The sequence below is a fragment of the Pseudarthrobacter sp. TRD_SC_9 genome (assembly GCF_055361265.1).
This window is the reverse complement of record NZ_CM143956.1, coordinates 3,515,008-3,536,940: the sequence shown is the minus strand read 5'-3', so window position 1 is coordinate 3,536,940 and position 21,933 is coordinate 3,515,008. Positions and strand designations below refer to the sequence as shown.

18 protein-coding genes and 1 riboswitch are annotated in these 21,933 nt (G+C 63.5%); of the genes, 13 read left to right on the top strand and 5 right to left on the bottom strand.

Features of this window, described 5'->3' with window-relative positions; genetic code table 11:
• Positions 1–6: 6 nt before the first annotated feature.
• Together ACWA13_RS16610 and ACWA13_RS16605 are read left to right on the top strand one after the other, a co-directional pair.
• Entirely contained in the window at positions 7–1,026 is a 1,020-nt protein-coding gene (locus ACWA13_RS16610; protein ID WP_463935369.1) for an ABC transporter permease, read from the top strand.
• Entirely contained in the window at positions 1,023–1,985 is a 963-nt protein-coding gene (locus ACWA13_RS16605; RefSeq protein ID WP_463935368.1) for a carbohydrate ABC transporter permease, read from the top strand. The genes ACWA13_RS16610 and ACWA13_RS16605 overlap by 4 nt, the downstream gene beginning before the upstream one ends.
• A gap of 26 nt (positions 1,986–2,011) precedes the next feature.
• On the opposite strand, the gene ACWA13_RS16600 is transcribed toward ACWA13_RS16605, so the two are convergent.
• Entirely contained in the window at positions 2,012–3,004 is a 993-nt protein-coding gene (locus ACWA13_RS16600; protein WP_463937959.1) for a LacI family DNA-binding transcriptional regulator, read from the bottom strand.
• A 152-nt stretch (positions 3,005–3,156) separates the two neighbouring features.
• Here ACWA13_RS16600 and ACWA13_RS16595 point away from each other — a divergent pair, with 152 nt between their 5' ends.
• The 8 genes from ACWA13_RS16595 (at position 3,157) to ACWA13_RS16560 (ending at position 13,815) form a co-directional block, all read left to right on the top strand.
• Positions 3,157–5,211 (top strand): beta-galactosidase, encoded by a 2,055-nt coding sequence (locus ACWA13_RS16595; RefSeq protein ID WP_463935367.1) that lies wholly within the window; start codon positions 3,157–3,159, stop codon positions 5,209–5,211.
• A 9-nt stretch (positions 5,212–5,220) separates the two neighbouring features.
• Positions 5,221–7,398 carry an alpha-xylosidase gene (yicI, locus tag ACWA13_RS16590; protein WP_463935366.1) on the top strand — a complete coding sequence of 726 codons (2,178 nt, stop codon included), beginning with the start codon at positions 5,221–5,223 and terminating at the stop codon, positions 7,396–7,398.
• A 98-nt stretch (positions 7,399–7,496) separates the two neighbouring features.
• Positions 7,497–8,534, top strand: coding sequence for a LacI family DNA-binding transcriptional regulator (locus tag ACWA13_RS16585; protein ID WP_463935365.1), 1,038 nt, complete (start codon positions 7,497–7,499; stop codon positions 8,532–8,534).
• 172 nt (positions 8,535–8,706) lie between these two features.
• Positions 8,707–9,942 (top strand): sugar ABC transporter substrate-binding protein, encoded by a 1,236-nt coding sequence (locus ACWA13_RS16580; protein ID WP_463935363.1) that lies wholly within the window; start codon positions 8,707–8,709, stop codon positions 9,940–9,942.
• Between the two features lie 11 nt (positions 9,943–9,953).
• Positions 9,954–10,916, top strand: a complete 963-nt coding sequence (locus ACWA13_RS16575; protein ID WP_463935362.1) for a carbohydrate ABC transporter permease — start codon at positions 9,954–9,956, stop codon at positions 10,914–10,916.
• A 13-nt stretch (positions 10,917–10,929) separates the two neighbouring features.
• On the top strand, positions 10,930–11,796 hold the full coding sequence (locus tag ACWA13_RS16570; RefSeq protein WP_463937958.1) for a carbohydrate ABC transporter permease: 867 nt from the start codon (positions 10,930–10,932) through the stop codon (positions 11,794–11,796).
• 58 nt (positions 11,797–11,854) lie between these two features.
• Positions 11,855–12,649: a ThuA domain-containing protein gene (locus ACWA13_RS16565; RefSeq protein WP_463935360.1), complete on the top strand. Its 795-nt coding sequence runs from the start codon at positions 11,855–11,857 to the stop codon at positions 12,647–12,649.
• Positions 12,646–13,815 carry a Gfo/Idh/MocA family protein gene (locus tag ACWA13_RS16560; protein WP_463935358.1) on the top strand — a complete coding sequence of 390 codons (1,170 nt, stop codon included), beginning with the start codon at positions 12,646–12,648 and terminating at the stop codon, positions 13,813–13,815. Before ACWA13_RS16565 ends, ACWA13_RS16560 begins: the two co-directional genes overlap by 4 nt.
• Before the next feature lie 58 nt (positions 13,816–13,873).
• Here the strand turns inward: ACWA13_RS16560 and ACWA13_RS16555 are convergent, their stop codons facing one another.
• Positions 13,874–16,168, bottom strand: coding sequence for a sialidase family protein (locus ACWA13_RS16555; RefSeq protein ID WP_463935356.1), 2,295 nt, complete (start codon positions 16,166–16,168; stop codon positions 13,874–13,876).
• A 303-nt stretch (positions 16,169–16,471) separates the two neighbouring features.
• Here ACWA13_RS16555 and ACWA13_RS16550 point away from each other — a divergent pair, with 303 nt between their 5' ends.
• Genes ACWA13_RS16550 through ACWA13_RS16540 form a run of 3 tightly spaced genes read left to right on the top strand, consistent with a single transcriptional unit; the run spans position 16,472 to position 19,661 of the window.
• Entirely contained in the window at positions 16,472–17,995 is a 1,524-nt protein-coding gene (locus ACWA13_RS16550) for a UDP-N-acetylglucosamine 1-carboxyvinyltransferase (RefSeq protein WP_463935354.1), read from the top strand.
• A 32-nt stretch (positions 17,996–18,027) separates the two neighbouring features.
• Positions 18,028–19,302: a glutamate--cysteine ligase 2 gene (locus tag ACWA13_RS16545; protein ID WP_463935352.1), complete on the top strand. Its 1,275-nt coding sequence runs from the start codon at positions 18,028–18,030 to the stop codon at positions 19,300–19,302.
• A complete protein-coding gene (locus ACWA13_RS16540) occupies positions 19,302–19,661 on the top strand; it encodes a DUF1905 domain-containing protein (protein WP_463935350.1) in 360 nt (119 codons plus the stop codon). The genes ACWA13_RS16545 and ACWA13_RS16540 overlap by 1 nt, the downstream gene beginning before the upstream one ends.
• Here ACWA13_RS16540 and ACWA13_RS16535 read toward each other — a convergent pair.
• Genes ACWA13_RS16535 through ACWA13_RS16525 form a run of 3 tightly spaced genes read right to left on the bottom strand, consistent with a single transcriptional unit; the run spans position 19,658 to position 21,579 of the window.
• A complete protein-coding gene (locus tag ACWA13_RS16535) occupies positions 19,658–20,866 on the bottom strand; it encodes an O-succinylhomoserine sulfhydrylase (RefSeq protein WP_463935349.1) in 1,209 nt (402 codons plus the stop codon). The two genes, ACWA13_RS16540 and ACWA13_RS16535, sit on opposite strands and share 4 nt — an antisense overlap.
• A complete protein-coding gene (locus ACWA13_RS16530) occupies positions 20,867–21,277 on the bottom strand; it encodes a rhodanese-like domain-containing protein (RefSeq protein ID WP_463935347.1) in 411 nt (136 codons plus the stop codon).
• Positions 21,274–21,579, bottom strand: coding sequence for a DUF1737 domain-containing protein (locus tag ACWA13_RS16525; RefSeq protein WP_463935345.1), 306 nt, complete (start codon positions 21,577–21,579; stop codon positions 21,274–21,276). Before ACWA13_RS16525 ends, ACWA13_RS16530 begins: the two co-directional genes overlap by 4 nt.
• Before the next feature lie 13 nt (positions 21,580–21,592).
• Positions 21,593–21,707: riboswitch (SAM riboswitch) on the bottom strand.
• Positions 21,708–21,933: the final 226 nt, after the last annotated feature.

Here is a 21,933-nt window from a genome sequence, read left to right as displayed (position 1 = left end):
CCCGCCGTGACCACTACAGAATCCATCCCCGGAACCGCGGTTACAGGGGCGGCTGCCCGAAAAGGCAGTCATCCGGCAACAGAACCTGACTCTTCAGGGGACCCGCCACGCAAGAAAGCCGGGTTTCTGCTTCGGCTGAAGCGGGACAAGTCCCTGGTGCTGATGACCCTGCCGGCCATCGGCCTGCTCCTGGTCTTCGCCTACGTCCCGCTGCTGGGCAACATTGTGGCGTTCCAGGACTACTCGCCCTTCGTCGGCATCGCCGACAGTCCGTTTGTGGGCCTGGACAACTTCGCCCGAGTGCTCGGGGATCCGGGCTTCTGGCTGGCAGTGAAGAACACCCTGGTGATCACCGCGTTCCAGCTGGTCTTCTTCTTCCCTATCCCCATAGTCCTGGCGCTGCTGCTGAACTCGCTTCTGTCGCCGGCGCTCCGGTCCACGATCCAGGCCATCGTCTACCTTCCGCACTTCTTTTCCTGGGTGCTGGTGGTTTCCGTTTTCCAGCAAATCTTCGGCGGAGCGGGACTGCTGAGCCAAAGCCTCAGGGCGCAGGGCTGGCAGCCCATTGACGTGATGACCAATCCGGACACCTTCCTTTTCCTCATCACCTCGCAGGCAATCTGGAAGGACGCCGGCTGGGGCATCATCGTGTTCCTTGCCGCACTGAGCGCCATTGACCAGGAGCAGTACGAGGCTGCCGCAGTGGACGGCGCCAGCCGCTGGCGGCGGACGTGGCACATCACGCTTCCCGGACTGCGTGGCGTGGTGATCCTGTTGCTGATCCTCCGGCTGGGCGATGCCCTTTCTGTCGGATTTGAACAGCTCATCCTGCAGCGTGACGCTGTGGGTGCTGAGGCCTCAGAGGTCCTGGACACCTTTGTCTACTACACGGGCATCCAAAACGGCGACTGGAGTTATGCCGCCGCTGCCGGCCTGATCAAGGGAGTCGTTTCCCTGGCGCTGATCCTGGGTGCCAACAAACTTGCCCACCTATTCGGAGAGAGCGGGGTGTACTCAAAGTCATGAGCACCATCAGCAAACAGGACAAGAAATCCCCCATCAGCTCGTTGCTGCCCAAGCCACCTGCCTCACGCCGCAAGAATCCGGCCAGGCCTGCCTGGGAGGAAGAGCCAGGGCTGGCGGCCAAGATCGGCAAAGCCGCCCTGCTCACCTTCGTCGTGCTGGCCGTAGTCGGGCCGCTGTATGCGATCGTCCTGACCAGCCTGTCCACCCAGGCGGCCATCACGGCAGCCGGCGGAATGGTCGTGGTTCCGGGCGAGCTGACCATCGACGCCTACCGCCAGATCATCAGCGGCGGCGTGGTCACCCGTGCGGTGCTGGTAAGCGTGGGAGTGACCGTGGTGGGAACCCTGCTCAGCATGGTGGTGTCCGTGTTGTGCGCCTACGGGCTTTCCCGCCCGGGTTCCTTCGCCCACACCCCGCTGCTGTTCACGCTCCTGCTGACCATGTTCTTCAGCGCCGGGATGATCCCCGCCTTCCTGCTGGTCTCCGGGCTGGGCCTGATCAACACCTACTGGGCGCTGATCCTCCCGGGAGCCATCTCGGTGTTCAACATCATCATCCTGCGCGGGTTCTTTATGGGTATCGACAAGGGCATTTTGGACAGCGCGCGGATCGACGGCGCCAGCGAGTGGCGAATCCTCGCCCAGATTGTGCTTCCCATGTCCAAGGCCGTGACCGCGGTGATCGCCCTGTTCTACGGCGTGGGCTACTGGAACGCCTTCTTCAACGCGGTCCTGTACATCAATGACAGCGCCATGAACCCCCTCCAGGTGGTCCTGCGCTCCTACGTCCTCCAGGGCACGATGGTCCCCGGCCAGATCGCCGTTGGACAGGGCGCGGCCCCGTCCCTGGCGCTGCAGATGGCGGTCATTGTGGTGGCGGTTGTTCCGATTCTGCTGGTCTACCCGTTGGTGCAGAAGCACTTCACCAAGGGCGTCATGATCGGCGCAGTGAAGGGATGATGCCGCTCAGCACCGGAAGCGCGCCGTCACTCGCGGGTCGCCGTGGTGGTGCGTTCCACCAGCGACGGCACAATCAGCCTGATCTCCACGGGCTTGTCAGAGTTGAGGCGGTCCATGACCATTTCGACGGCGGCACGTCCGATGTCGTGGGCGGGGATGGATACTGCCGTCCAGGGTTGGGCGGACGCCATGGCGGCATCTTCCGGGGCAATGGCCACCACGGACACATCCTGCGGGATCTGCAAGCCGCGCAGTGCCAGGGATTCACGCAACATCGGGAGGAGTCCTTCGTTGTGGACCACCAGCGCGGTGGCCGGGTCAGGGCCTGCGAAGACGGCGTCCAGGGCTTCGGCGAGGGCAGCGGTAGTGGGTTCGCAGGCCTGCCGGACGCCGGTGATATCCGCCGCCGCGCACGCCTCTTCGAAGCCCTTTCGGGCACGGTCGGCATAGGTGGCGTGGCGTTCCAGGGACGCCTGGGGCGAACCGATGAACCCCAGGCTGCGGTGCCCCAGGCCGGCCAGATGCCGAACAGCCGTGCGCGATGCTGCAGCGAAGTCGAAGTCAACGCAGCTCAGCCCTTGGGGATCATCCGGGAAACCGATCAGAACCGCAGGCTTGCGGAGCTTGGCAAGCTGCGGGATCCGGGGGTCGCTGGCCTCGATGTCCATCATCAGCAGCCCGTCCACAATGGACTGCGAAGTAACCCGGTGGATTCCGTCGGCGTCGTCCTGGGTGAGCAGCAGCACATCCTGGTTGTAGTCCCGGGCCGTGGTGACCACCGCGGCCACGAACTGCATGATCACACTGACATTAACGTCAGCGCGGAGGGGAACCATCAAGCCCAGCACGTTGGACCGGCTGGACGCCAGGGACCGGGCGCCGGAATGGGGGCTGTAGTCCAGCTTCCGAATCGCCGCCATGACCTGCTCCCGGGTTTCCTCCGAAATGGTGCGTTTGCCGCTCAGCACATAGGAGACAGTGCTGGTGGACACTCCGGCCGCCCGGGCTACATCAATCATGGTGGCCACGGGCCACTCCCTTCATTCGCGCGTAGAACTCCAAGCATAGCCAGCACAGAAACTCTCTAACTGACTTCTGTTCGATAACTTTCGACTGCAGAACCCTGAGAGCACAAACTCACCCCCTACTTCTGATTGAAGCGATTCGACCCATGACAAACCAACCTTCACCACCAGCGCCTGGCACCCGGCCAGCACTGGCCTCCCTCACTGGTACCGCGGGACTGCTTTTTGGAGCGGACTACAACCCGGAGCAGTGGCCCCAAGAGAGCTGGCCGGAGGACATCCGGCTGATGCAAAAGGCCGGGATCAACCTGGTCACGGTGGGTGTGTTCAGCTGGGCCCAGCTGGAACCGCGGGAAGGTGCCCGCGAGTTCGGCTGGCTGGACCGCATTCTTGACCTCCTCCATGAGGGCGGCATCCGGGTGTCGCTGGCGACGCCTACCGCTTCACCGCCGCCCTGGTTGGGCCATGCTTATCCGGAAACCCTCCCGGTTGACGCGGACGGCCGTACCCTTTGGTGGGGTTCCCGAAACCAGTTCAATCCCTCCTCGGCGAAGTACCGCCGGGCTGCGGCCGCAATTACAGAATCCCTGGCCAGAAGGTATGCCAGCCATCCGGCGGTAGCCATGTGGCATGTCGGCAACGAGCTGGGACAGGTCAGCTACGACGACCATAGCGCCCTGGCCTTCCGGGCCTGGCTGATGCGCCGCTACGGTTCCATGGAGGAGCTCAACCGGGCGTGGGGAACGACGTTCTGGTCCCAGCGGTACGACCACTGGGACGAGATCATGCCCCCGCGGAGCGCCCCCTACCTGATCAACCCCAGCCAGCAGTTGGACTTTCAGCGGTTCACCTCACACCAGCTGCTGTCCCTTTACACGGCTGAACGGGACATCATCCGCCGCTATGACCCTGTCAGGCCGGTGACCACAAACTTCATGGGCTTCTTCCGCGGCGCCGATTACTTTGCCTTCGCCAAGGAGACGGACGTGGTGGCCAACGACTGGTACACGGATCCGGCCGATTCACAGTCACACCAGTTCGGCTCGCTGACTCACGATCTGTGCCGTGGGCTGGCCGGCGGGCAGCCGTGGCTCCTGATGGAGTCCGCCACCTCGGCCGTGAACTGGCGTGAGCACAACGTTGCCAAGGAGCCGGGCGCACTTCGCGTGGACGCCCTCTCCGCCGTAGCCCATGGAGCTGACGGCGTTTGCTACTTCCAGTTTCGCCAGTCCAGCTTCGGAGCCGAACGCTTCCACTCGGCTGTGGTGCCGCTGGCCGGAGAGGACACCCGGATATTCAGGGAAGCCGCAGACCTGGGGACAGACCTGAAGAACCTTCGCCAACTTGCCGGGGCGGACGCCCAGGCCAGGATTGGGATTCTTTTCGACTGGAACAGCTGGTGGGCTGCCGAATCCCCGGACAGGCCCAGCAGCCGGCTGGACGTACTGGCCCAGCTGCAGGCCTACTACAGCCCGCTCCGTCGGAGAGGGCTGGCGGTGGAGGTGGTGCATCCGTCGTCGGACCTGGGCCGTTTCGACCTGCTTCTGGCGCCCAGCCTGTTTATTCTGACTGAGCCTGACGCAGACTCACTGTACGCATTTGTCCGCCGCGGCGGGCGGCTGGTGGTGGGCCCGTTCAGCGCCGTTGCGGACAGCAACGGCCATCTTGCTCCCGGCCGGTTCCCGGCAGTCCTTTCCGGACTGCTGGGCGTGGACGGTGAGGAATGGCGGCCGCTGGCGGAACCGGTCGAGGTGATCTTCGAGGACCACGCGGCAGCCGGGGGGCAGCGGCACCCGGCGCAGATTTGGACGGAAAACCTGGCCCTGCACGGAGCCACAGCTGAGGCGATGGCCGTCTTCGGTGAGGGGTGTCTCGAAGGCCGTCCCGCCGTCGTACGCCATTCCACAGGGGAGGGCAGCAGCTGGTATGTCGGGGCAGACCTCCCGGCCCCGGCGCTGGACCTGGTGTTGGCTGATGCGCTGAAATCCGCGGGAATTGGTTCGCTTCTGGCCGAGTCGGTGCCGGAGCAGGTGGAGGCAGCCAGCCGCGGCGGACACCTGTTCCTGCTGAACCATTCCAGCACGGAACAGGCCGTGCATTTGGGCTGGTCTTCGGTGGACCTGCTCACGGGAACTGCGCAGAACAGCCGGCTCACCCTTGCCCCTTTCGGGGCCCTCGTACTCAAAGAACCAGGAAAATAGAGGAACAGCATGAAATTCACTGACGGCTACTGGCTGCTGCGCAAGGGCTTCACCGCCCTGCACCCGAAGGACGTGGTGGATGTGGAAGCATCCCCAAACAAGCTCACCGTCTATGCACCCACGCAGCGGATTGCCGACCGGGGTGACGCACTGAACTGTCCGCAGCTGACGGTCACTTTCGAATCTCCCCTCCCGGACGTGATCGGCGTGACCATTGAGCACTTCCAGGGTGGCCTGGACAAGGGCCCGCATTTCGCCCTCAGGGATGGGAGCGCCGAGGTAGCCATCACCAACGACGGCGGCAAGGCCACCTTCACGTCCGGAGGCCTCACCGCCAGCATTAACACGGCGGGAGACTGGAACGTTGACTTCCTGGGGGACGGGCGGCTGCTAACCAGTTCGGTGCCGCGCAGTATAGGCCTGATCACTGACCAGGACGGCCGGCAGTTCGTGCACGAACAACTCACCCTGGGCGTGGGTACCAATGTGTACGGCCTGGGTGAACGGTTTGGCGCCCTGGTGAAGAACGGGCAGTCAGTGGACATCTGGAATGAAGACGGCGGCACGTCCAGCGACCTCGCCTACAAGAACGTGCCCTTCTTCATCACCAACGCCGGTTATGGAGTGTTCGTCAACCATCCGGAGCGGGTGTCTTACGAGATCGGCTCCGAGGTGGTGTCCCGTACCCAGTTCAGCGTCGAGGGCCAACGGTTGCAGTACTTCGTTATCCACGGACCAACGCCCAAGGACATCCTCCGCCGGTACACGGAGCTCACCGGCAGGCCCGCCAGGGTTCCTGCCTGGTCCTACGGGCTGTGGCTCTCCACGTCCTTCACCACCGACTATGACGAAAAAACGGTGATGTCCTTCATCGATGGCATGGAGGAGCGCAACATCCCGCTCTCCGTCTTCCACTTCGACTGCCACTGGATGCGCGCTTTCCACTGGAGTGACTTCATCTGGGATCCTGCTACCTTCCCGGACCCTGAGGGCATGCTCCGCCGGCTCCATGAACGCGGGCTCAAGGTCTGTGTATGGATCAACCCGTACATCGCCCAGCGTTCCTATTTGTTCCGGGAAGGCGCGGAGCTGGGCTATCTGGTGAAGCGGCCGGACGGCTCTGTCTGGCAGTGGGATATGTGGCAGGCCGGGATGGGGCTGGTGGACTTCACCAACCCGGACGCCGTCACCTGGTACCAGGAGAAGCTGCGGGTCCTGCTGAACCAGGGCGTGGATTCATTCAAGACCGACTTCGGCGAGCGGATTCCCACGGACGTTGCCTGGCATGACGGCTCCGATCCCCAGCGGATGCACAACTACTATGCACAGCTGTACAACCAGACGGTTTTTGACCTGCTGACCAAGGAACTGGGGGAGGGTCAGGCCGTGCTCTTTGCCCGCTCCGCCACTGCCGGCGGACAGCAGTTGCCGGTGCACTGGGGCGGCGACTGCGAGTCCACCTTCGCCGCCATGTCCGAGTCCCTTCGGGGAGGACTGTCCCTGGCTTCTTCGGGTTTTGCCTTTTGGAGCCACGACATTGGCGGGTTTGAGGGCACGCCGGACCCTGAGCTTTTCAAGCGCTGGATCGCCTTCGGCCTGTTGTCCTCGCACTCGCGGCTGCACGGTTCCAACTCCTACCGGGTGCCCTGGCTGGTGGACGACGAATCCAGTGAGGTGCTGCGTCACTTCACTGAGTTGAAGATGCAGCTGATGCCCTATCTGTTGGGCGCGGCCGAGGAGGCGCACCAGACCGGGGCGCCGCTGATGCGTTCCATGTTTGTGGAGTTCCCCGATGATCCCGCCTGCGCCTATTTGGACCGGCAGTACATGCTGGGCTCCGGGTTGCTGGTGGCTCCGGTGATGGCTGCCGGTGGCTCGGTGGATTTCTACCTCCCGGCGGGAACTTGGACCCACCTGGAATCGGGTGAACAGCTCCCGGGCCAGCGTTGGCACCGCAAGGAGTTCAGCGTCATGGAGGCGGCTGTCTACGTCCGCCAGGGAACCATCCTGCCGCTGGGAACCGTCCGCGACAGGCCGGAGTACGACTGGTCCACGGAGATGGAGTTCAAGGCCTTTGCGGCGGAGGAAGGCCACAGCCAGACCATCACCATGCCCACCACCGACGGTTCGTTTGTCCCCGTGGAGATAACCGTCACGGCCGGCCGGGCGGTGGCAATCAACAAATAACCCTTGCGCTCTTACGAGACGCGTGTCACAGTAGCAGTCGATACGCTTCAACGATACGTATCGACGATTACCTCGGCGACCATGGCGAAAGGAAAACCGTGCCAACCAGCAAGGACGTTGCGGCATTAGCCGGCGTGTCCCAGAGCACGGTTTCCTACGTCATGACCGGCAAGCGGCCCATCTCGGAGAAGACCCGGCTGCGGGTCGAAGCGGCCATCGAGCAGTTGACCTACAGGCCAAATGCCGGAGCCCGCGCACTCGCCAGCCGTAAGTCCCAAGTGATCGGCTTGGTCATCCCGATCACTCCTGAGGTGCATCTGGGCTCCATCATGGAGTTCATCGCCGTTATTGCCGCGACCGCCCGGCGTTTCGACCATGATGTGCTGCTGGTGACGGACGAAGAGGGCAATCAGGGGTTGGAGCGCGTGGTGGGGCAGCAGCTCTGCGACGGCCTGATCCTGATGCAGGTCCAGGCCGACGATGAGCGGATTCCCGTGGTCCGCAAGCTGGGTGTGCCTGTGGTGTTTATTGGCATTCCGAACGACTCCACCGGACTCAACTGCATTGACGCCGATTTCTCCCGGGCCGGCGAGCTCTGCGTCGAGGAGATGGCCGGCGCGGGGCACAGCAGCGGCGTGATCATCGGCTGGCGTCCCCGGCTCGTGGGGAGCACGCTGAACTACGTTGACAGGTTCTTTGGCGGCGCGAACGCTGCCGCGGAGAGGCTGGGGGTATCCCTCGAGCATCTGCCGGCCACGTCGGATCGCCGGAGCATCGAAGCCGCGGTAGATTCCTGCATTGCTTCTTCGCCGGGAATGCCCGCCTTCGTTTCGCCGGATGTGACCGTCCTGGAACTTCTGCCCAGGATTCTTCGGGAGAAAGGCCTGGAGCCGGGGAGGGATGCTTCGGTCATAGGAGTGGGGCCGGTGCCCGAAGCCATGGTTGACCTGGAGGAGTCCACCATCTTGGATATCCAGCCAAGCCTGGTTTCGCAGCGGGCTGTTGAACTTCTCCTTCGCCTGATGTCCGCGGATCATCCGGATTCCGGCGGAACGCTCGAACTTATACCGCCCCTGGTCACCCACCGGCACGGTACCGCTGGATATTCACCTTCCGCATCACAACACGCGTCCTGACAGCCCGCACCACCCCGGCCTACCTGCAGCCGAAAAAGGAAACTCCCATTTGAGCAGCGTCGATACGTATCGATGAACCAGACATGACAGCAATCTCCTTCCAAAACTCAACAGCAACAGCCCACAACCGGCCCGGGCGATGACGCTCCGGCCCCTCACAAAGGATCTGATAATGAAGTCAGCAATCACCCGTACCAAAACCGCCGCATTCGCCGTCACGGCGCTGGCCGGCATTCCCTTGGTTCTGTCCGGCTGCGGATCAAGCACTGCTTCCGGAGGCGGCGGACCGGTAACCGAGATTTCCGTCGTCGATTACTACAACAATGAGCCTGACAAATCGGTCATCGGGGACACTCTTGCGGCTTGCGGAACGCAGTCCGGAGTGAGCATCAACCGCGAAACCGTCCCCGGCAAATCCCTGATCGCCAAGGTGCTCCAGCAGGCATCCTCCAAGACCCTGCCCGACGTGCTCATGCTGGACAACCCGGACCTGCAGCAAATTGCCAAAACCGGCGCGTTGGCTCCGCTCTCTGACTTCAACATCAGCACCGAGGGCTACCCCGAAGGCATCTTGAGCGCGGGGACTTATGAGGACGAGGTCTATGGCCTGGCTCCCACGGTAAACACCATTGCGCTCTTCTACAACAAGGACGTCCTGGCCAAGGCCGGAGTGACGCCCCCGCAGACGTGGGACGAGTTGAAAGACGCGGCAGCGGCCCTCACCGCAGGCGACCAGTACGGCCTGGCGTTTAATGCCAACGCCACGTATGAAGGCACCTGGCAGTTCCTCCCCTTTATGTGGTCCAACGGCGGCGATGAGAAAAATATCGCCACACCCGAGGCAGCCGAGGCCCTGCAGCTCTGGACTGACCTGATCAGCAGCGGCTCGGTTTCATCCTCGGCGCTGAACTGGACCCAGGCCGATGTGAATGACCAGTTCATCGCGGGCAAGGCGGCCATGATGGTGAACGGCCCCTGGCAGATCCCCGTCCTGGAAAAGCAGGCTGCGCTTCAGTACGGCGTGGTGAACATCCCGGTCAAGGAATCAAAGCAGACGTCCGTCGGCCCGCTGGGCGGAGAGGTCTGGACGGTGCCGCAGACCGGGAACAAGGACAAGCAGGCAAAGGCCGCTGAAGTTGTCGCCTGCATGAACAGCGACGAAAACCAGCTGGCCATGGCCAAGGCCCGCAACACCATCCCTTCGAAGACCACGGTTGCCGCACGATTCGCTGCCGAGAACCCCAAGCTCGCCTCCTTTGCCGAACTGGTGGAGACGGCCCGGGCCCGGACCGGCCAGCTCGGTGAGGAATGGCCCGCCCAGGCAACCAAAATCTACACGGCCATCCAGGTTGCATTGACTGGCCAGGCCAGCCCCGCGGACGCCCTCAAGCAAGCCCAGGAAGGCTAAGGGCAGGTCCCATGACAACAACCGTCGAGCAGGTATCCCCGAAGGTGGTGCAGGCCGCCACCGGCTCCGCCACCAGGCGCCGCCAGGGTTACAGGCGCCGGGAGCGGGTCTACCAGTGGCTCTTCCTTGTGCCGGCAGTAACGTACCTGGCGTTGTTCTTTGGCTACCCGGTGGTGAAGAACGTCCTGATGAGTTTCCAGGATTACAGCACCAGCACCTTCTACACAGGCGAAGCCCCCTGGGTAGGATTCGCCAACTACGCCACTGTTATCTCGTCGTCGCTGTTTTCCACGGCGATGGTGAACACCGCGCTGTTCACGGCAGGCTCCATAGCCGGGCAGTTCGTGCTGGGCCTGGGCCTCGCCGTCTTCTTCAAGCGCAGGTTTCCGCTGAACGGGATCCTCCGCTCGCTGCTGCTCCTGCCGTGGCTTCTGCCGCTCATCGTTTCCAGCGCGGTCTGGCGGTGGATCCTGGACAAGGACAGCGGAGCCCTGAACAACTTCCTGGAAAGCCTGGGCCTCATCAGCACGGGAATTCCGTGGCTGACCAGTACCTCACTGGCGCTCGCGGCCGTGATGGCAGTGAATATCTGGATCGGCATCCCATTCAATGTCACCGTGCTCTACGGCGGACTGCAGGACATTCCGGACGAGCTCTATGAGGCCGCATCCCTGGACGGTGCCACCGGCTGGAAGGCGTTCCGGCACGTCACCTGGCCCATGCTCCGGCCGGTGGTGAGCGTGGTCCTGGTACTGGGCGTGGTCTATACGTTGAAGGTCCTGGACATCATCCTGGGCCTGACCAACGGCGGCCCGGCCAACTCCACCCAGACCATCGCAACGCAGTCGTACGCGCTGTCCTTCCAGGACTTCAAGTTCGGCGAAGGCGCGGCCATGGGCAACATCCTGGTTGTGATCTCGCTGGTATTCGCGGTTCTCTACCTCCGTGCCAACCGACGCGCCGTCGACGAGTGAGGACTCCATGAGCATCAAAACAACTTTCGACGCCGGAACGCACCGGCCGCTGCGCAGTACCGCCGGCGCAGCCAGGGAATCCAAGCGGTGGGGAACCACTGCCCTGGCAGTACTCTTCCTGGCGATCATGCTGTTCCCGGTGTACTGGATGATCAACGCCTCGTTGCAGCCCAACGGGGCGACGCTCCAGACTTCCTGGCTGCCGCTTTCTCCCGACTTCACGGGCTATGCAACAGCTATCAGCCAGCAGGGCGGGAATCTGGTGACCAGCCTGGTGGTGGCACTGGGCAGCGTGCTGTTCAGCCTGGCCATCGCCGCGCCGGCAGCCTATGCGCTGGCGTACTTCAAGGTCCGCGGGGCTGGCATTGTGCTGTTTGCGATCCTGATCAGCCAGATGATCCCCGGCATTGTGGTGGCCAATGCGCTGTACACCGCGTACAACGACCTGGGGCTGCTCAATTCCATCCCCGGACTTATCCTGGCCGACTCCTCGCACGGCATCCCGTTCGCGATCCTCATCATGAGGGCGTTCATGAACAACCTGCCCGCGTCAGTGATTGAGGCAGCCAAGGTGGACGGCGCCGGGCACCTCAGGGCTTTCTGGTCCATCGTCCTGCCATTGAGCCGCAACGCACTCATCACTTCCGGGCTCTTCACATTCCTTTTCACCTGGAGTGATTTCCTCTTTGCGCTAACCCTGACCACCACGGACCAGGTCCGCCCCGTGACGTTGGGGATCTTCCAGTACATGGGTGCCTACGTGAACGACTGGAGTTCAGTGATGGCGACGGCGGTCCTCGCCTCCATCCCCGCCATCATCCTTCTCATTGCGGCCCAGAAATACGTGGCAGCAGGCACTACCGGCGGCGCTGTCAAGTGACAGCCAGCACCCATCAGCAACAGTTTCGAAAACCAATTAACCAAGCACAGGAGATGCAATGACTGACAACGCCACCATCCGGGTCACCGTCTGGAGCGAGAACCGCCATGAGCAGGAACACGAGCACGTGGCCGCGTTGTACCCCAAGGGAATGCATGGGGCGGTGAAGGAGGGCATCGAGGAGAACCTGGGTGCCGCCGTCGAGGTGCGGACCGCCACCCTGGACGAGCCGGAACATGGCCTCACCGAAGAAGTCCTGGCCAACACTGATGTGCTGACCTGGTGGGGGCACATGGCCCATGGCGACGTCGACGACGAAATCGTCGAACGCGTGCACCGGCACGTCCTCTCCGGGATGGGGCTGATCGTGCTGCATTCCGGTCACTGGTCCAAGATCTTCACCAAGCTCATGGGCACCACCTGCACCCTGCGCTGGCGGAGCGAGCAGGACCGCGAACTCGTCTGGACGGTTGACCCCACCCACCCCATCGCCAAGGGCGTGCCGCATCCCATCATCATTGATGAGCAGGAGATGTACGGCGAGTTCTTCGACATTCCCACGCCGGAGGAGCTGGTCTTCATCAGCTCCTTCAGTGGCGGCGAAGTGTTCCGGTCCGGCTGCACCTTCCGTCGTGGCCACGGCCAGATCTTCTTCTTCAGCCCAGGGGACCAGGACTACCCGGTCTACCACCACAAGGACATCCGCAGGGTCATTTCCAACGCCGTTCAATGGGCGGTCACGGACAGGCCCCGGCGCGAACTGCCCGAACTCCTTCGCTACGACACCAACGAGTTCTTCAAGGGCGCCACGTACCAGGGCGCTGCCGCCATCTACGAAGGCAGCGACGCATGAACCGGCCATTCGCCACCATCGAGGAGGACGGCACACCCCTGAAAGTTGTGGTGGTTGGTGCCGGGGCCATGGGCCGGGCGTGGCTGGCGGCAGTGGAAGCCTCACCGCTGGTGGAACTCCGCGGCATCGTGGACCTGGACCTTGACGCAGCGCGCGCCAGCGCCGCGTTGATCGGAGAGCCTGACCTTCCGGTGGGTGCCGGAACTGCGCAGTTGGCGTTCGACGTCGGTGCCCAGGCGGTCATTAACGTCACCGTTCCTGCGGCCCATCATCCGGTGACCACGGAGGCTCTCTTCGCTGGCCTCCCGGTGCTGGGCGAGAAGCCCGTAGCCGCCACGGTGGCGCAGGGACTGAGCCTTGCCGCGGCCGCCGATGTCACGGGCCAACTTTTCATGGTCAGCCAGTCACGCCGCTACAACGCCCACCTGTTCGCTGCCAAGGCGCAGGCCGCCTCATTGGGCCGGCTGGGAATCCTCTCCGCGGATTTCTTCAAGGCCCCGCACTTCGGCGGATTCCGCGACCAGATGGATCATCCGCTGTTGCTGGACATGGCTATCCACCAGTTCGACATGGCTCGTTTCCTCCTGGATGCAGATCCTGTCTCCGTATTCTGTGAGGAGTTCAACCCGCCCTGGAGCTGGTACCGGGGCGACGCGGCAGCCGTGGCATCCTTCGAGATGTCGGGCGGTCAGCGCTTCATTTTCAACGGAAGCTGGTGCAGCCCTGGCCAGGAGACCTCCTGGAACGCGGCCTGGCGGCTGGGCGGCGAGCACGGAACCGTGTTGTGGGACGGCGAGAACCTGCCGACGTCGGAAATTTCCGTGGTCCGGACGGATACCGGCGTCGCCGGGGAACAGTCTGCCGTTGCGGACCTGGGCGCCGACGTCCACGGCTCCCTGCGCGAGTTCGTCACCGCCCTTCGGACGGGTACGGCTCCGATGGGCCAGGTCCATGACAACATCCTCAGCCTGGCCATGGTGGAGGCTGCGATCGAAAGCGCCGCCGCAGGCCAGCGCATCAGGATCGATGACCTGCTCCAGCGCAGCTATGACACCGCGGTTCAGGATGAGCGCCGGCCGGACGTTGCCGAAGTGTTGGGTTCATGGTCCGTGGACGGCTCCTTCTCCGCTGCCGCGCTGGGTTCCGCGGGACTGCCGATCCACTGACCCGATGTGGCGCAGGCGACTGGATGCCGCCTGCGCCTCATCGACCGCTACAAGCTAGCTAGTTCTGGACACCGGCTTCCAGCTCACCGGACATGGGGCCAACCTTCTCCTTTTTCTCCTTCTTTTCTTTCTTGGGTTTTTCCGGCCCGGGGGAGGAGACCAGATCACCTACCTGGATTCCACGGCCGTTGGTGCATATGAAAACCCGCCCGAACTTATTAGGGTCAGCGCCGAGGCAGGCACCGGTCCAGCCCCATTGGTGGGCGTCGTCGTTGATCCGTATCCAGGAGGCCCCGGCGTCATCAGAGCGGAAGAATCCGCGAGTGCCGTCGACAACCCCGTTGAGGTAGATGACCATATGGCGGGCACCTTTGGCTGCCTTGCCGAAGGCCACCTGGTCAGCCGAGGAGACTCCGCTGGAAACCTGCCGGTAGGAGACGCCGGCATCCGTGGATCGCCAGAGGCCGCCGCCCGCAGCGGATAGCCAAACATTCCCTGCGCGGTCCGTCACGGTTTCCAGCACACCGGACCCGGTTGGGAGGCCGCTCTGGGTTGCGGAGAATGAGGTGCCGCCATCGCTGCTGGCATAGGCAGTTCCGGTGGCGGAATCGAACGCATAGAAGCGGGCCGGATCAACCCTGTCCGCTACCACTTCCAGGCCGCGGGGCAGCCCCGCTACCGCGGACCAGGACGCTCCAAGATCGGCGGACCGGAAGGCCGGTTGGCCTGTAGTCGACCACACCACTGCGGAGCCGTCTGCTGCCGGCACAACATGGCCCGGATCCGTGATGCCGACGGGCTCGGTGGGGAACGGCTGCCAGCTGTCGCCGCCGTCGAGTGTGTACGCGCCGCGATGATCACCCCAACCGGAACGAACCAGGAAACCTTCGCGGAGGTGAGCGTATTCGATGGAAGTTGAGGTGCCGAAGATGGGGTTTGGATCCATTCCGCCGGGAGGAACTTCCGTGAGGCTGGTGTGGCGATACGTCCCGATGTCTCCCAGCGCGCTGTAGAGGGGCGCGGAAGCCCAGGTGGGGCTGGCGACGTCGAGCACCGCTGTCTCTTCAAGTCCTTGGGCCCGTACGGACCAGGTAGTGGATAGGCCCTTCTCCGCGTCGGTGGCGTTGTCCGTCCCGAAGATGGTGGCTCCGGTGCCGAACAGCACGCGGTCCGGATTGAAGGGGTCAATTTCCAAATCGCCGATCATCCAGCCCAGCTTGGGTTCGCCATGCCAATTTAGGAACGGCGAGGCAGATGTGTCCATGACCTTTTTCTCGGTGATGGAAGTCCAGGTCTGCCCGCCATCCACGCTCCGGAAGATGTCATCCACCGGACCCCAGCGGCCCATGGTGGCGGTCATGACGGTTCCGGGGTTGCTTGCATCCACGGCCAGCCCGGCGTAACCGAACCCTTCTTCGGTGCCGCTGTTCGGCCGGAGCGGGGTGATGTCCGTCCAAGCCGGATCCTGCGTATCGAACTTCCACACGGCGCCATCGTTCATGACATACGGGCCGGGCAGATCGCCGTAGGTCACATAGAAGTTTCCGTCAGCACCGAGTTGGCCGTGGTGGGCGTAGAACCCGGTGGGCTGGCCGGGCAGCAACTGCCATGACTGCCCGCCGTCCTTGCTGCTGTAGATACCCCCGGACTTGTCGGCAGCACCGACATAGATTTCGGTGGGCCCGCCGTCTTCTGCCGGAGCGCCAAACTCGAGGAAGGCGATCCCGATCCCGGGATCACCCTGGACGGGGAAGGGCTCGTGCTTCAACCAGCTCTGGCCAGCGTCCGTGCTCCGCCATAAGCCGTCGTTACGGGTACCCAGATAGAGGATGTTGTTATCGCCGGGATCAACCATGAGCCGTTCGCCCATGGAACGCCCGTCCTCATTGCCACCGGCCTTGAACGGCAGATCCACGCGGCTGAATGAACCGCCTCTGTCCGCTGAGCGGAAGAGTGCCGCATTCCCCGCCCATGGCTGCGTGTAGGTTCCGCCCAGTACGTAAAGGTTGTCCGGGTCCACGGGGTCGGACGCAAGCGCTTCGATTCCGGTGTGGTTCCAGTCGTCCCAGCCGATGAAGTCCATCAGTGGCTTCCAGCGTTGCTGGTCCTTATCCCACCGGTAGGCTCCGCCGATGTCTGAGCGGGCATAGGCAAGCCCTGGCTCTGTGTCGCTATAAACGATTCCGGGGACAAATCCTCCACCTACAATTTCCGCGTTGGACCAGGCATATGCAGGGGTTTTTGGGTCATCAGGCCGTTCCGGCGGCGCGGCTGATGCGGCAGGTCCGTTGAGCAGCGCGGCAACGAGTCCTCCCGCCGTGAGGAGGGTTGCGGTTCTTCGGGCAGCGGACATTTCCTACACTCCTTTGTGATTGATTCGCCGCACGCCAAGCCCCGCCAAGGCGAGGCCCTGGTAATCGGATGTGGCGCGCGTCACCACCCTAGTCGAATCGATTCGATATGGGAATGCCTGCTCGTCGCCCTATGAGACCCTCGTAGAGAACGTCTGTGCTGAAGCGGTCCCGTCCGCGGGCGGGGAGAAGATGCCCACGATTCCAGGCGACGGTTTATCGCACCAAATGGATAAACGGCCCTCAATCTCTACCTGAGGGTAGGAAACTTCGACCAAATAACTCATGCATGATATTTTTTAACCATGACGCAACAAACTGCTGAACATGTTGGAGTGCTCCTGCGCAACGCCCGCAGTGAGAAGGGCTGGACTCAGGGCCAACTGGCTGCCGAGCTCGGAACCAGCCAGAGCGCCATCGCCAGGATGGAACAAGGCAAGCAGAACCTCAGCCTGAAAATGATCCAGCGGCTGGAGAGCATCTTTGGCCGGAGCATCGTCAAGGTGGGCCGGCCGCAGATGACGCACCTGCGGGTGGAAGGCGGGCACACCCTCTCCGGCGCTGTGGATGTCAACAGCAGCAAAAACGCCGGTGTAGCGCTCCTGTGTGCCAGCTTGATCAACCGGGGCACCACCATCTTGCGCCGGCTCGCCCGCATCGAGGAAGTCAACCGCATCGTCGAGGTGCTCAGCAGCATCGGCGTAGAGTGCACCTGGTTGAATGACACCGACCTTCAGCTCCGCCGTCCGGCTGTTCTCGACCTGGCCTCGATGGATGTGGAAGCCGCCCGCCGCACCCGCAGCGTCATCATGCTGCTGGGTCCGCTGCTCGACGAATCGGACCGGTACCAGCTCCCGTACGCCGGCGGCTGTGACCTGGGCACCCGCACCGTTGAGCCGCACATGCAGGCTCTTCGCCAGTTCGGGCTCGCAGTGGAAGCAGCATCAGGCTTCTACTCGGTCCAGGCTCCCAAGGACGATTCCCTGGATCGTTCCTTTGTACTGACCGAACGTGGCGATACCGTGACGGAAAACGCCATCATGGCAGCGGCGCACCGCCGTGGCACCACAGTCATCCGCAACGCCAGCCCCAACTACATGGTCCAGGACCTCTGCTTCTACCTGCAGATGCTCGGCGTCCAGATCGATGGCGTGGGCACCACCACCCTGAAGATCACCGGCAAGTCCAGGATCGACGTCGACATCGAGTATTTCCCGTCGGAAGACCCCATCGAGGCCATGAGCCTGATCACCGCGGGAATCGTCACGCACTCGGAAGTAACCATCCGCCGCGTGCCCATCGAATTTATGGAAATTGAACTGTCCATCCTGGAACAGATGGGCCAAAAGCTCGTGGTGTCCGGGGAGTACATGGCCCGGAACGGCCGTACGCGACTGGTGGACGTCACTACCGTCCCCTCCAAGCTGCGCGCACCGGAGGACAAGATCCACCCCATGCCGTTCCCCGGCCTTAATATAGACAACCTGCCGTTCTTCGCCGTGATCGCGGGCAATGCGCAGGGCCAGACCATGATCCACGACTGGGTCTACGAGAACCGTGCCATCTACCTCACGGAACTGAACAAGCTCGGCGCCCAGGTGCAACTGCTGGATCCGCACCGCATTTACATCAACGGGCCCACCAAATGGCGCGCCGCAGAGGTTGGCTGCCCGCCTGCCCTTCGCCCGGCTGCCTGCCTGTTGCTGGCCATGCTGGCCGCGCGTGGCGTGTCCGAGCTGAGGAACATCTACGTCATTGAACGCGGCTACGAGGACCTGGCGGAGCGACTGAACACCATCGGGGCGAAGATCGAGTACTTCCAGGACTAATCCCGCATTGACGCTGGTAGCACAATGGAAGCATGCGTACTTTCGGCGTCGAGGAAGAGCTCCTGATCGTAGACCCGCAGACGGGGGAGCCGCTGGCCCTTGCGGATGCGATGCTGTCCGGGCGCTCCATAACGCCCTCCTCGGGTCCAGCCCCTGAACCGGAGGCAGCCGATGCCAGTGAGGTGGCGGAGGACGACCATCAGCTTGGCCTGAGTGCCGAACTCAAGCTGGAGCAGATCGAGACGCAGACCCGGCCAGGCCTGACCTACGAGGAACTGCTGCTCCAGATCAGGGCAGGCCGCGCCATGGCAGACGAGGCCGCACAACGGCACGGGGCAAGGGTGGCGGCACTCGCTACCTCACCGCTCGCCTCTACCAGCCACACGACGCCGGATCCCCGGTATGCGCGCATGCTGGAACGCTTCGGGCTGACCGCCCAGGAACAGCTGACGTGCGGCTTCCACGTGCACACCTTCATCGAATCCCCCGAGGAGGGTGTGGCGGTGCTGGACCGGATCCGCGACAAGCTCGCTGTGCTGACAGCAATAAGCGCCAATTCGCCTTTCTGGAACGGCGCCGAGACCGGCTTCGAAAGCTACCGCACCCAGGCCTGGTACCGGTGGCCGTCATCCGGACCGTCCGCCATCCATGGAAGCCTGACCGCTTACCGCCGGCTGGTAACCCGCCTGATGGAAACGGGCGTGGTCATGGACGAGGGCATGATCTACTTCGAGGCGCGGCTTTCCCGCAACCACCCTACGGTGGAGGTGCGGGCGCCCGACGTCTGCCTGCGCTCCGCGGATGCCGCACTGATCGCCGTGCTGGTCCGTGCACTCGTGGAGACCGCAGCGCGGGAATGGCGGAGCGGCGTAGACCCGCTCCCTGTGCCCACCGTGCTGCTGAGGATGGCTGCCTGGCAGGCAAGCAATGTGGGAATTAAGGGTGATCTCCTGGACTTTGGGACCTTCCGTCCCGCCCCGGCAAGCGACGTCGTCAATGCCCTGGTGGAGTACGTAGAGCCGGTCCTGGAGGACCAAGGTGAGCTTGGCCTGGTGAGGCGCGGTATCCAGGACATCCTGAACCGCGGGACTGGTTCCACCGAGCAGCGCGCTGCACGGGACCGGGCACTGGAACGCGACGATCCGGACGACGCCGGGCTCGGGGCCGTGGTGCGGCAGGCCGTGAGGCTCACCATGCTGGAGGCTGACACCGTTGACGTGGACGAGGAAGCCGCGCCGGAGCTGCTGCGCGTCCGGCGCGTCCCCGATCCGCCGAATCCGGGCAGCCACTCGAGGTTGGCTTTCTAGTGGCGGCGACGTACGCGTTCCGTGCGGAATTGTGGCAGTACCCGGGCGAAGCCGGCTGGCATTTCCTCACCCTGCCGCCCGAAGCTGCGAAGCAGATCAGGGAGGAAAGCGCAGGCCGTCGGAAGGGATTCGGCTCGATCAAGGTCATGGCAGAAGCCTCCGGCCTGACTTGGCAGACGTCCATTTTTCCCGATGCCAAGAGCAGCTCCTACCTGCTGCCGGTGAAAAAAGCCGTCCGGATCGCCGCCGGTCTGATGGCCGGAGACGAGGTGGACATCAGCCTCACCATTGAGGATGAGGATGAGGTGGTCCGCGGCGCAGGCAGTTTCAGGTACCCGGCCGGGTCCGGACCCCGCTAGATCTGCTTGAGTGCCTGCTCCAGGTCAGCCAGCAGGTCCTCGGGATCTTCCAGCCCCACGGAGAGCCGCACTACGCCGTCGCTCAACCCGATTGCCGCCCTGCCTTCCGGGCCCATGGCCCGGTGGGTAGTGGTCGCCGGATGGGTGATCAGCGACTTCGCGTCGCCCAGGTTGTTGGAGATGTCAATGATCTTCAAGGCGTCCAACAGCGCGAAGGCGGCGTCCTTGCCGGAGCGGCCGCCCGCCGTCGAAAGCTCCAGCGTGAGGACCGTTCCGCCGGCCTTCATCTGCCGCGCCGCGAGCTGGTGCTGCGGGTGGGACTTGAGAAGCGGGTACTTGACCCAGCTGACGGCCGGCTGCTGCTCCAGCCATTCAGCCAGGCGCAGCGCCGTGGCGGAGGAATGGTTGACCCGCAGCGCCATGGTTTCCAGGCCCTTGGTGAGCACCCACGCGTTGAACGAGGACAGCGATGGGCCCGTGTGCCGCATCAGCTGCTTGACCGGGCCGTCGATGAATTCCTTGGTCCCGAGGATGGCGCCGCCCATGACGCGGCCCTGGCCGTCAATGTGCTTGGTGCCGGAGTAGACCACTACGTCCGCGCCCAGCTCGCCGCAACGCTGCAGCAGGGGTGTGGCAAAAACATTGTCGACGACGACTGTGGCCCCCGCCGCGTGCGCCAGTTCGCTGACGGCTGCGATGTCCACAATCTCCTGCATGGGATTGGAGGGGGATTCGAAGAAGACGGCGGTGGTGGGCACGGACAGGGCCTGGCGCCACTGCTCCAGATCCGGTCCGTCAACGAATACCGTCTCTACACCCCAGCGCGGCAGGATTTCGTTCAGGATGACAAAGCAGGAGCCAAAAAGGGAACGCGCCGCAACGACGCGGTCTCCGGCAGCCAGCAGGGCACCCAGGGCGGTGAAGACCGCCGACATGCCTGACGCCGTCGCAAAGCATGCCTCGGTGCCTTCGAGCAGCCGGAGGCGTTCCTGGAAGGTGGCCACGGAGGGGTTGCCGTAGCGCGAGTAGACGAACCGTTCGTCCTCACCGGTGAACGCCCGTTCGGCCGCCGCCGCGGATTCATAGACAAAACCTGAGTTGAGGAATACCGGCTCGGTGGTTTCCTGGAACATCGTGCGGTCAAGTCCGCCCCGCACGGCCTGGGTGTCCGGGCTCCAGCCGGCCGCGTCCTGATTGAAAGCCATTTACGCCGTTCCGAGGTTGGTGGGCAGTCCGCGGTTCTTCCAGCCGTTGACCGTGCGCTCGCCGTAGCGGTCAGGCTCGCCTTCGAACCCTTCCAGGACGTTATAGGAAGTGAACCCGACCTGCGCGGCGGCGCTGGCTGCTGCTGCCGATCGGACGCCGGAGCGGCACAGGAAAACAAGTTCGACGCCGGCCTCCTCCGGGGCAAGTTGCTGCAGTTCGCTGATGAACTCCGGATTGGGGATACCACCGGCGAAGGTCCACTGGATGAAGATGGGATCGTTCTCCGTGGACTTGGTGTCCGGAATGCCGATGTGTGCCCACTCGCCTTCCGTGCGGACGTCCACCAGGACGGCGCCGGCCTCGAGTTTGGCCCACGCCTCCTGCGGTGTGAGATCGCCTGCGTGGCTCATGCGTGGCCACCGCCGGCAATGTCCGCTTCGCTGAAGTCCCCAGCGCCCAGCTGATCCACAGCGGTGGCGACGGCGGCATCCGCGCTGGCGATCGCTACTGGCAGCAGCAGAGCCTGGGCTACGATCACGCTGGCGCCGTTCCACGTGGCGGCTGGGCTGCCATGCAATACGTAACCTTCGGCAAGCGCGGCGGAAATGCGTTCACAGAAGGCACGGTCGTCCGGGCCGGTGATCAACCGGTAGGCGAGCTTTTCCTCAGCCTTTTGAACGGAATTTTGGTCAGGGGCAGGTGCGTCAGACATGACGGATCTCCTTCTCTCGCGCTTGCAGCTCGAATGGTCGATATGCCGAGTATTCACCTGAGGCACCCCGCCGCGAAAGGGAGGGTTGCCGACCGGACAGTCAGGGCTTGGCACCGGTACTCATTACTCACCAAAAAACGTAACACTCCGCCGCACGCCGGACCGCCCGGACGTCGTCATGTTGCGTAACCGTCGGGGAGTTGAACGGCTGGGGATCCCCGTGGAAGGCAAACCACGAGGGCCTGAACCCGGCGCAATACCGGCCTCAGGCCCTCGCGGCTCGGGCGGTTTATTCGGGTATTCCAACCATCGGGCCCAGCAGCCGGGAGCTAAGGATGAGAACTCCTACCAGCA

Coding starts and splice junctions, on each gene's coding strand:
- ACWA13_RS16605 (WP_463935368.1), top strand. CDS start 1,023: ATGAGCACCATCAGCAAACAGGACAAGAAATCCCCCATCAGCTCGTTG.
- ACWA13_RS16600 (WP_463937959.1), bottom strand. CDS start 3,004: ATGATTGATGTAGCCCGGGCGGCCGGAGTGTCCACCAGCACTGTCTCC.
- ACWA13_RS16595 (WP_463935367.1), top strand. CDS start 3,157: ATGACAAACCAACCTTCACCACCAGCGCCTGGCACCCGGCCAGCACTG.
- yicI (WP_463935366.1), top strand. CDS start 5,221: ATGAAATTCACTGACGGCTACTGGCTGCTGCGCAAGGGCTTCACCGCC.
- ACWA13_RS16580 (WP_463935363.1), top strand. CDS start 8,707: ATGAAGTCAGCAATCACCCGTACCAAAACCGCCGCATTCGCCGTCACG.
- ACWA13_RS16575 (WP_463935362.1), top strand. CDS start 9,954: ATGACAACAACCGTCGAGCAGGTATCCCCGAAGGTGGTGCAGGCCGCC.
- ACWA13_RS16565 (WP_463935360.1), top strand. CDS start 11,855: ATGACTGACAACGCCACCATCCGGGTCACCGTCTGGAGCGAGAACCGC.
- ACWA13_RS16560 (WP_463935358.1), top strand. CDS start 12,646: ATGAACCGGCCATTCGCCACCATCGAGGAGGACGGCACACCCCTGAAA.
- ACWA13_RS16555 (WP_463935356.1), bottom strand. CDS start 16,168: ATGTCCGCTGCCCGAAGAACCGCAACCCTCCTCACGGCGGGAGGACTC.
- ACWA13_RS16550 (WP_463935354.1), top strand. CDS start 16,472: ATGACGCAACAAACTGCTGAACATGTTGGAGTGCTCCTGCGCAACGCC.
- ACWA13_RS16545 (WP_463935352.1), top strand. CDS start 18,028: ATGCGTACTTTCGGCGTCGAGGAAGAGCTCCTGATCGTAGACCCGCAG.
- ACWA13_RS16535 (WP_463935349.1), bottom strand. CDS start 20,866: ATGGCTTTCAATCAGGACGCGGCCGGCTGGAGCCCGGACACCCAGGCC.
- ACWA13_RS16530 (WP_463935347.1), bottom strand. CDS start 21,277: ATGAGCCACGCAGGCGATCTCACACCGCAGGAGGCGTGGGCCAAACTC.
- ACWA13_RS16525 (WP_463935345.1), bottom strand. CDS start 21,579: ATGTCTGACGCACCTGCCCCTGACCAAAATTCCGTTCAAAAGGCTGAG.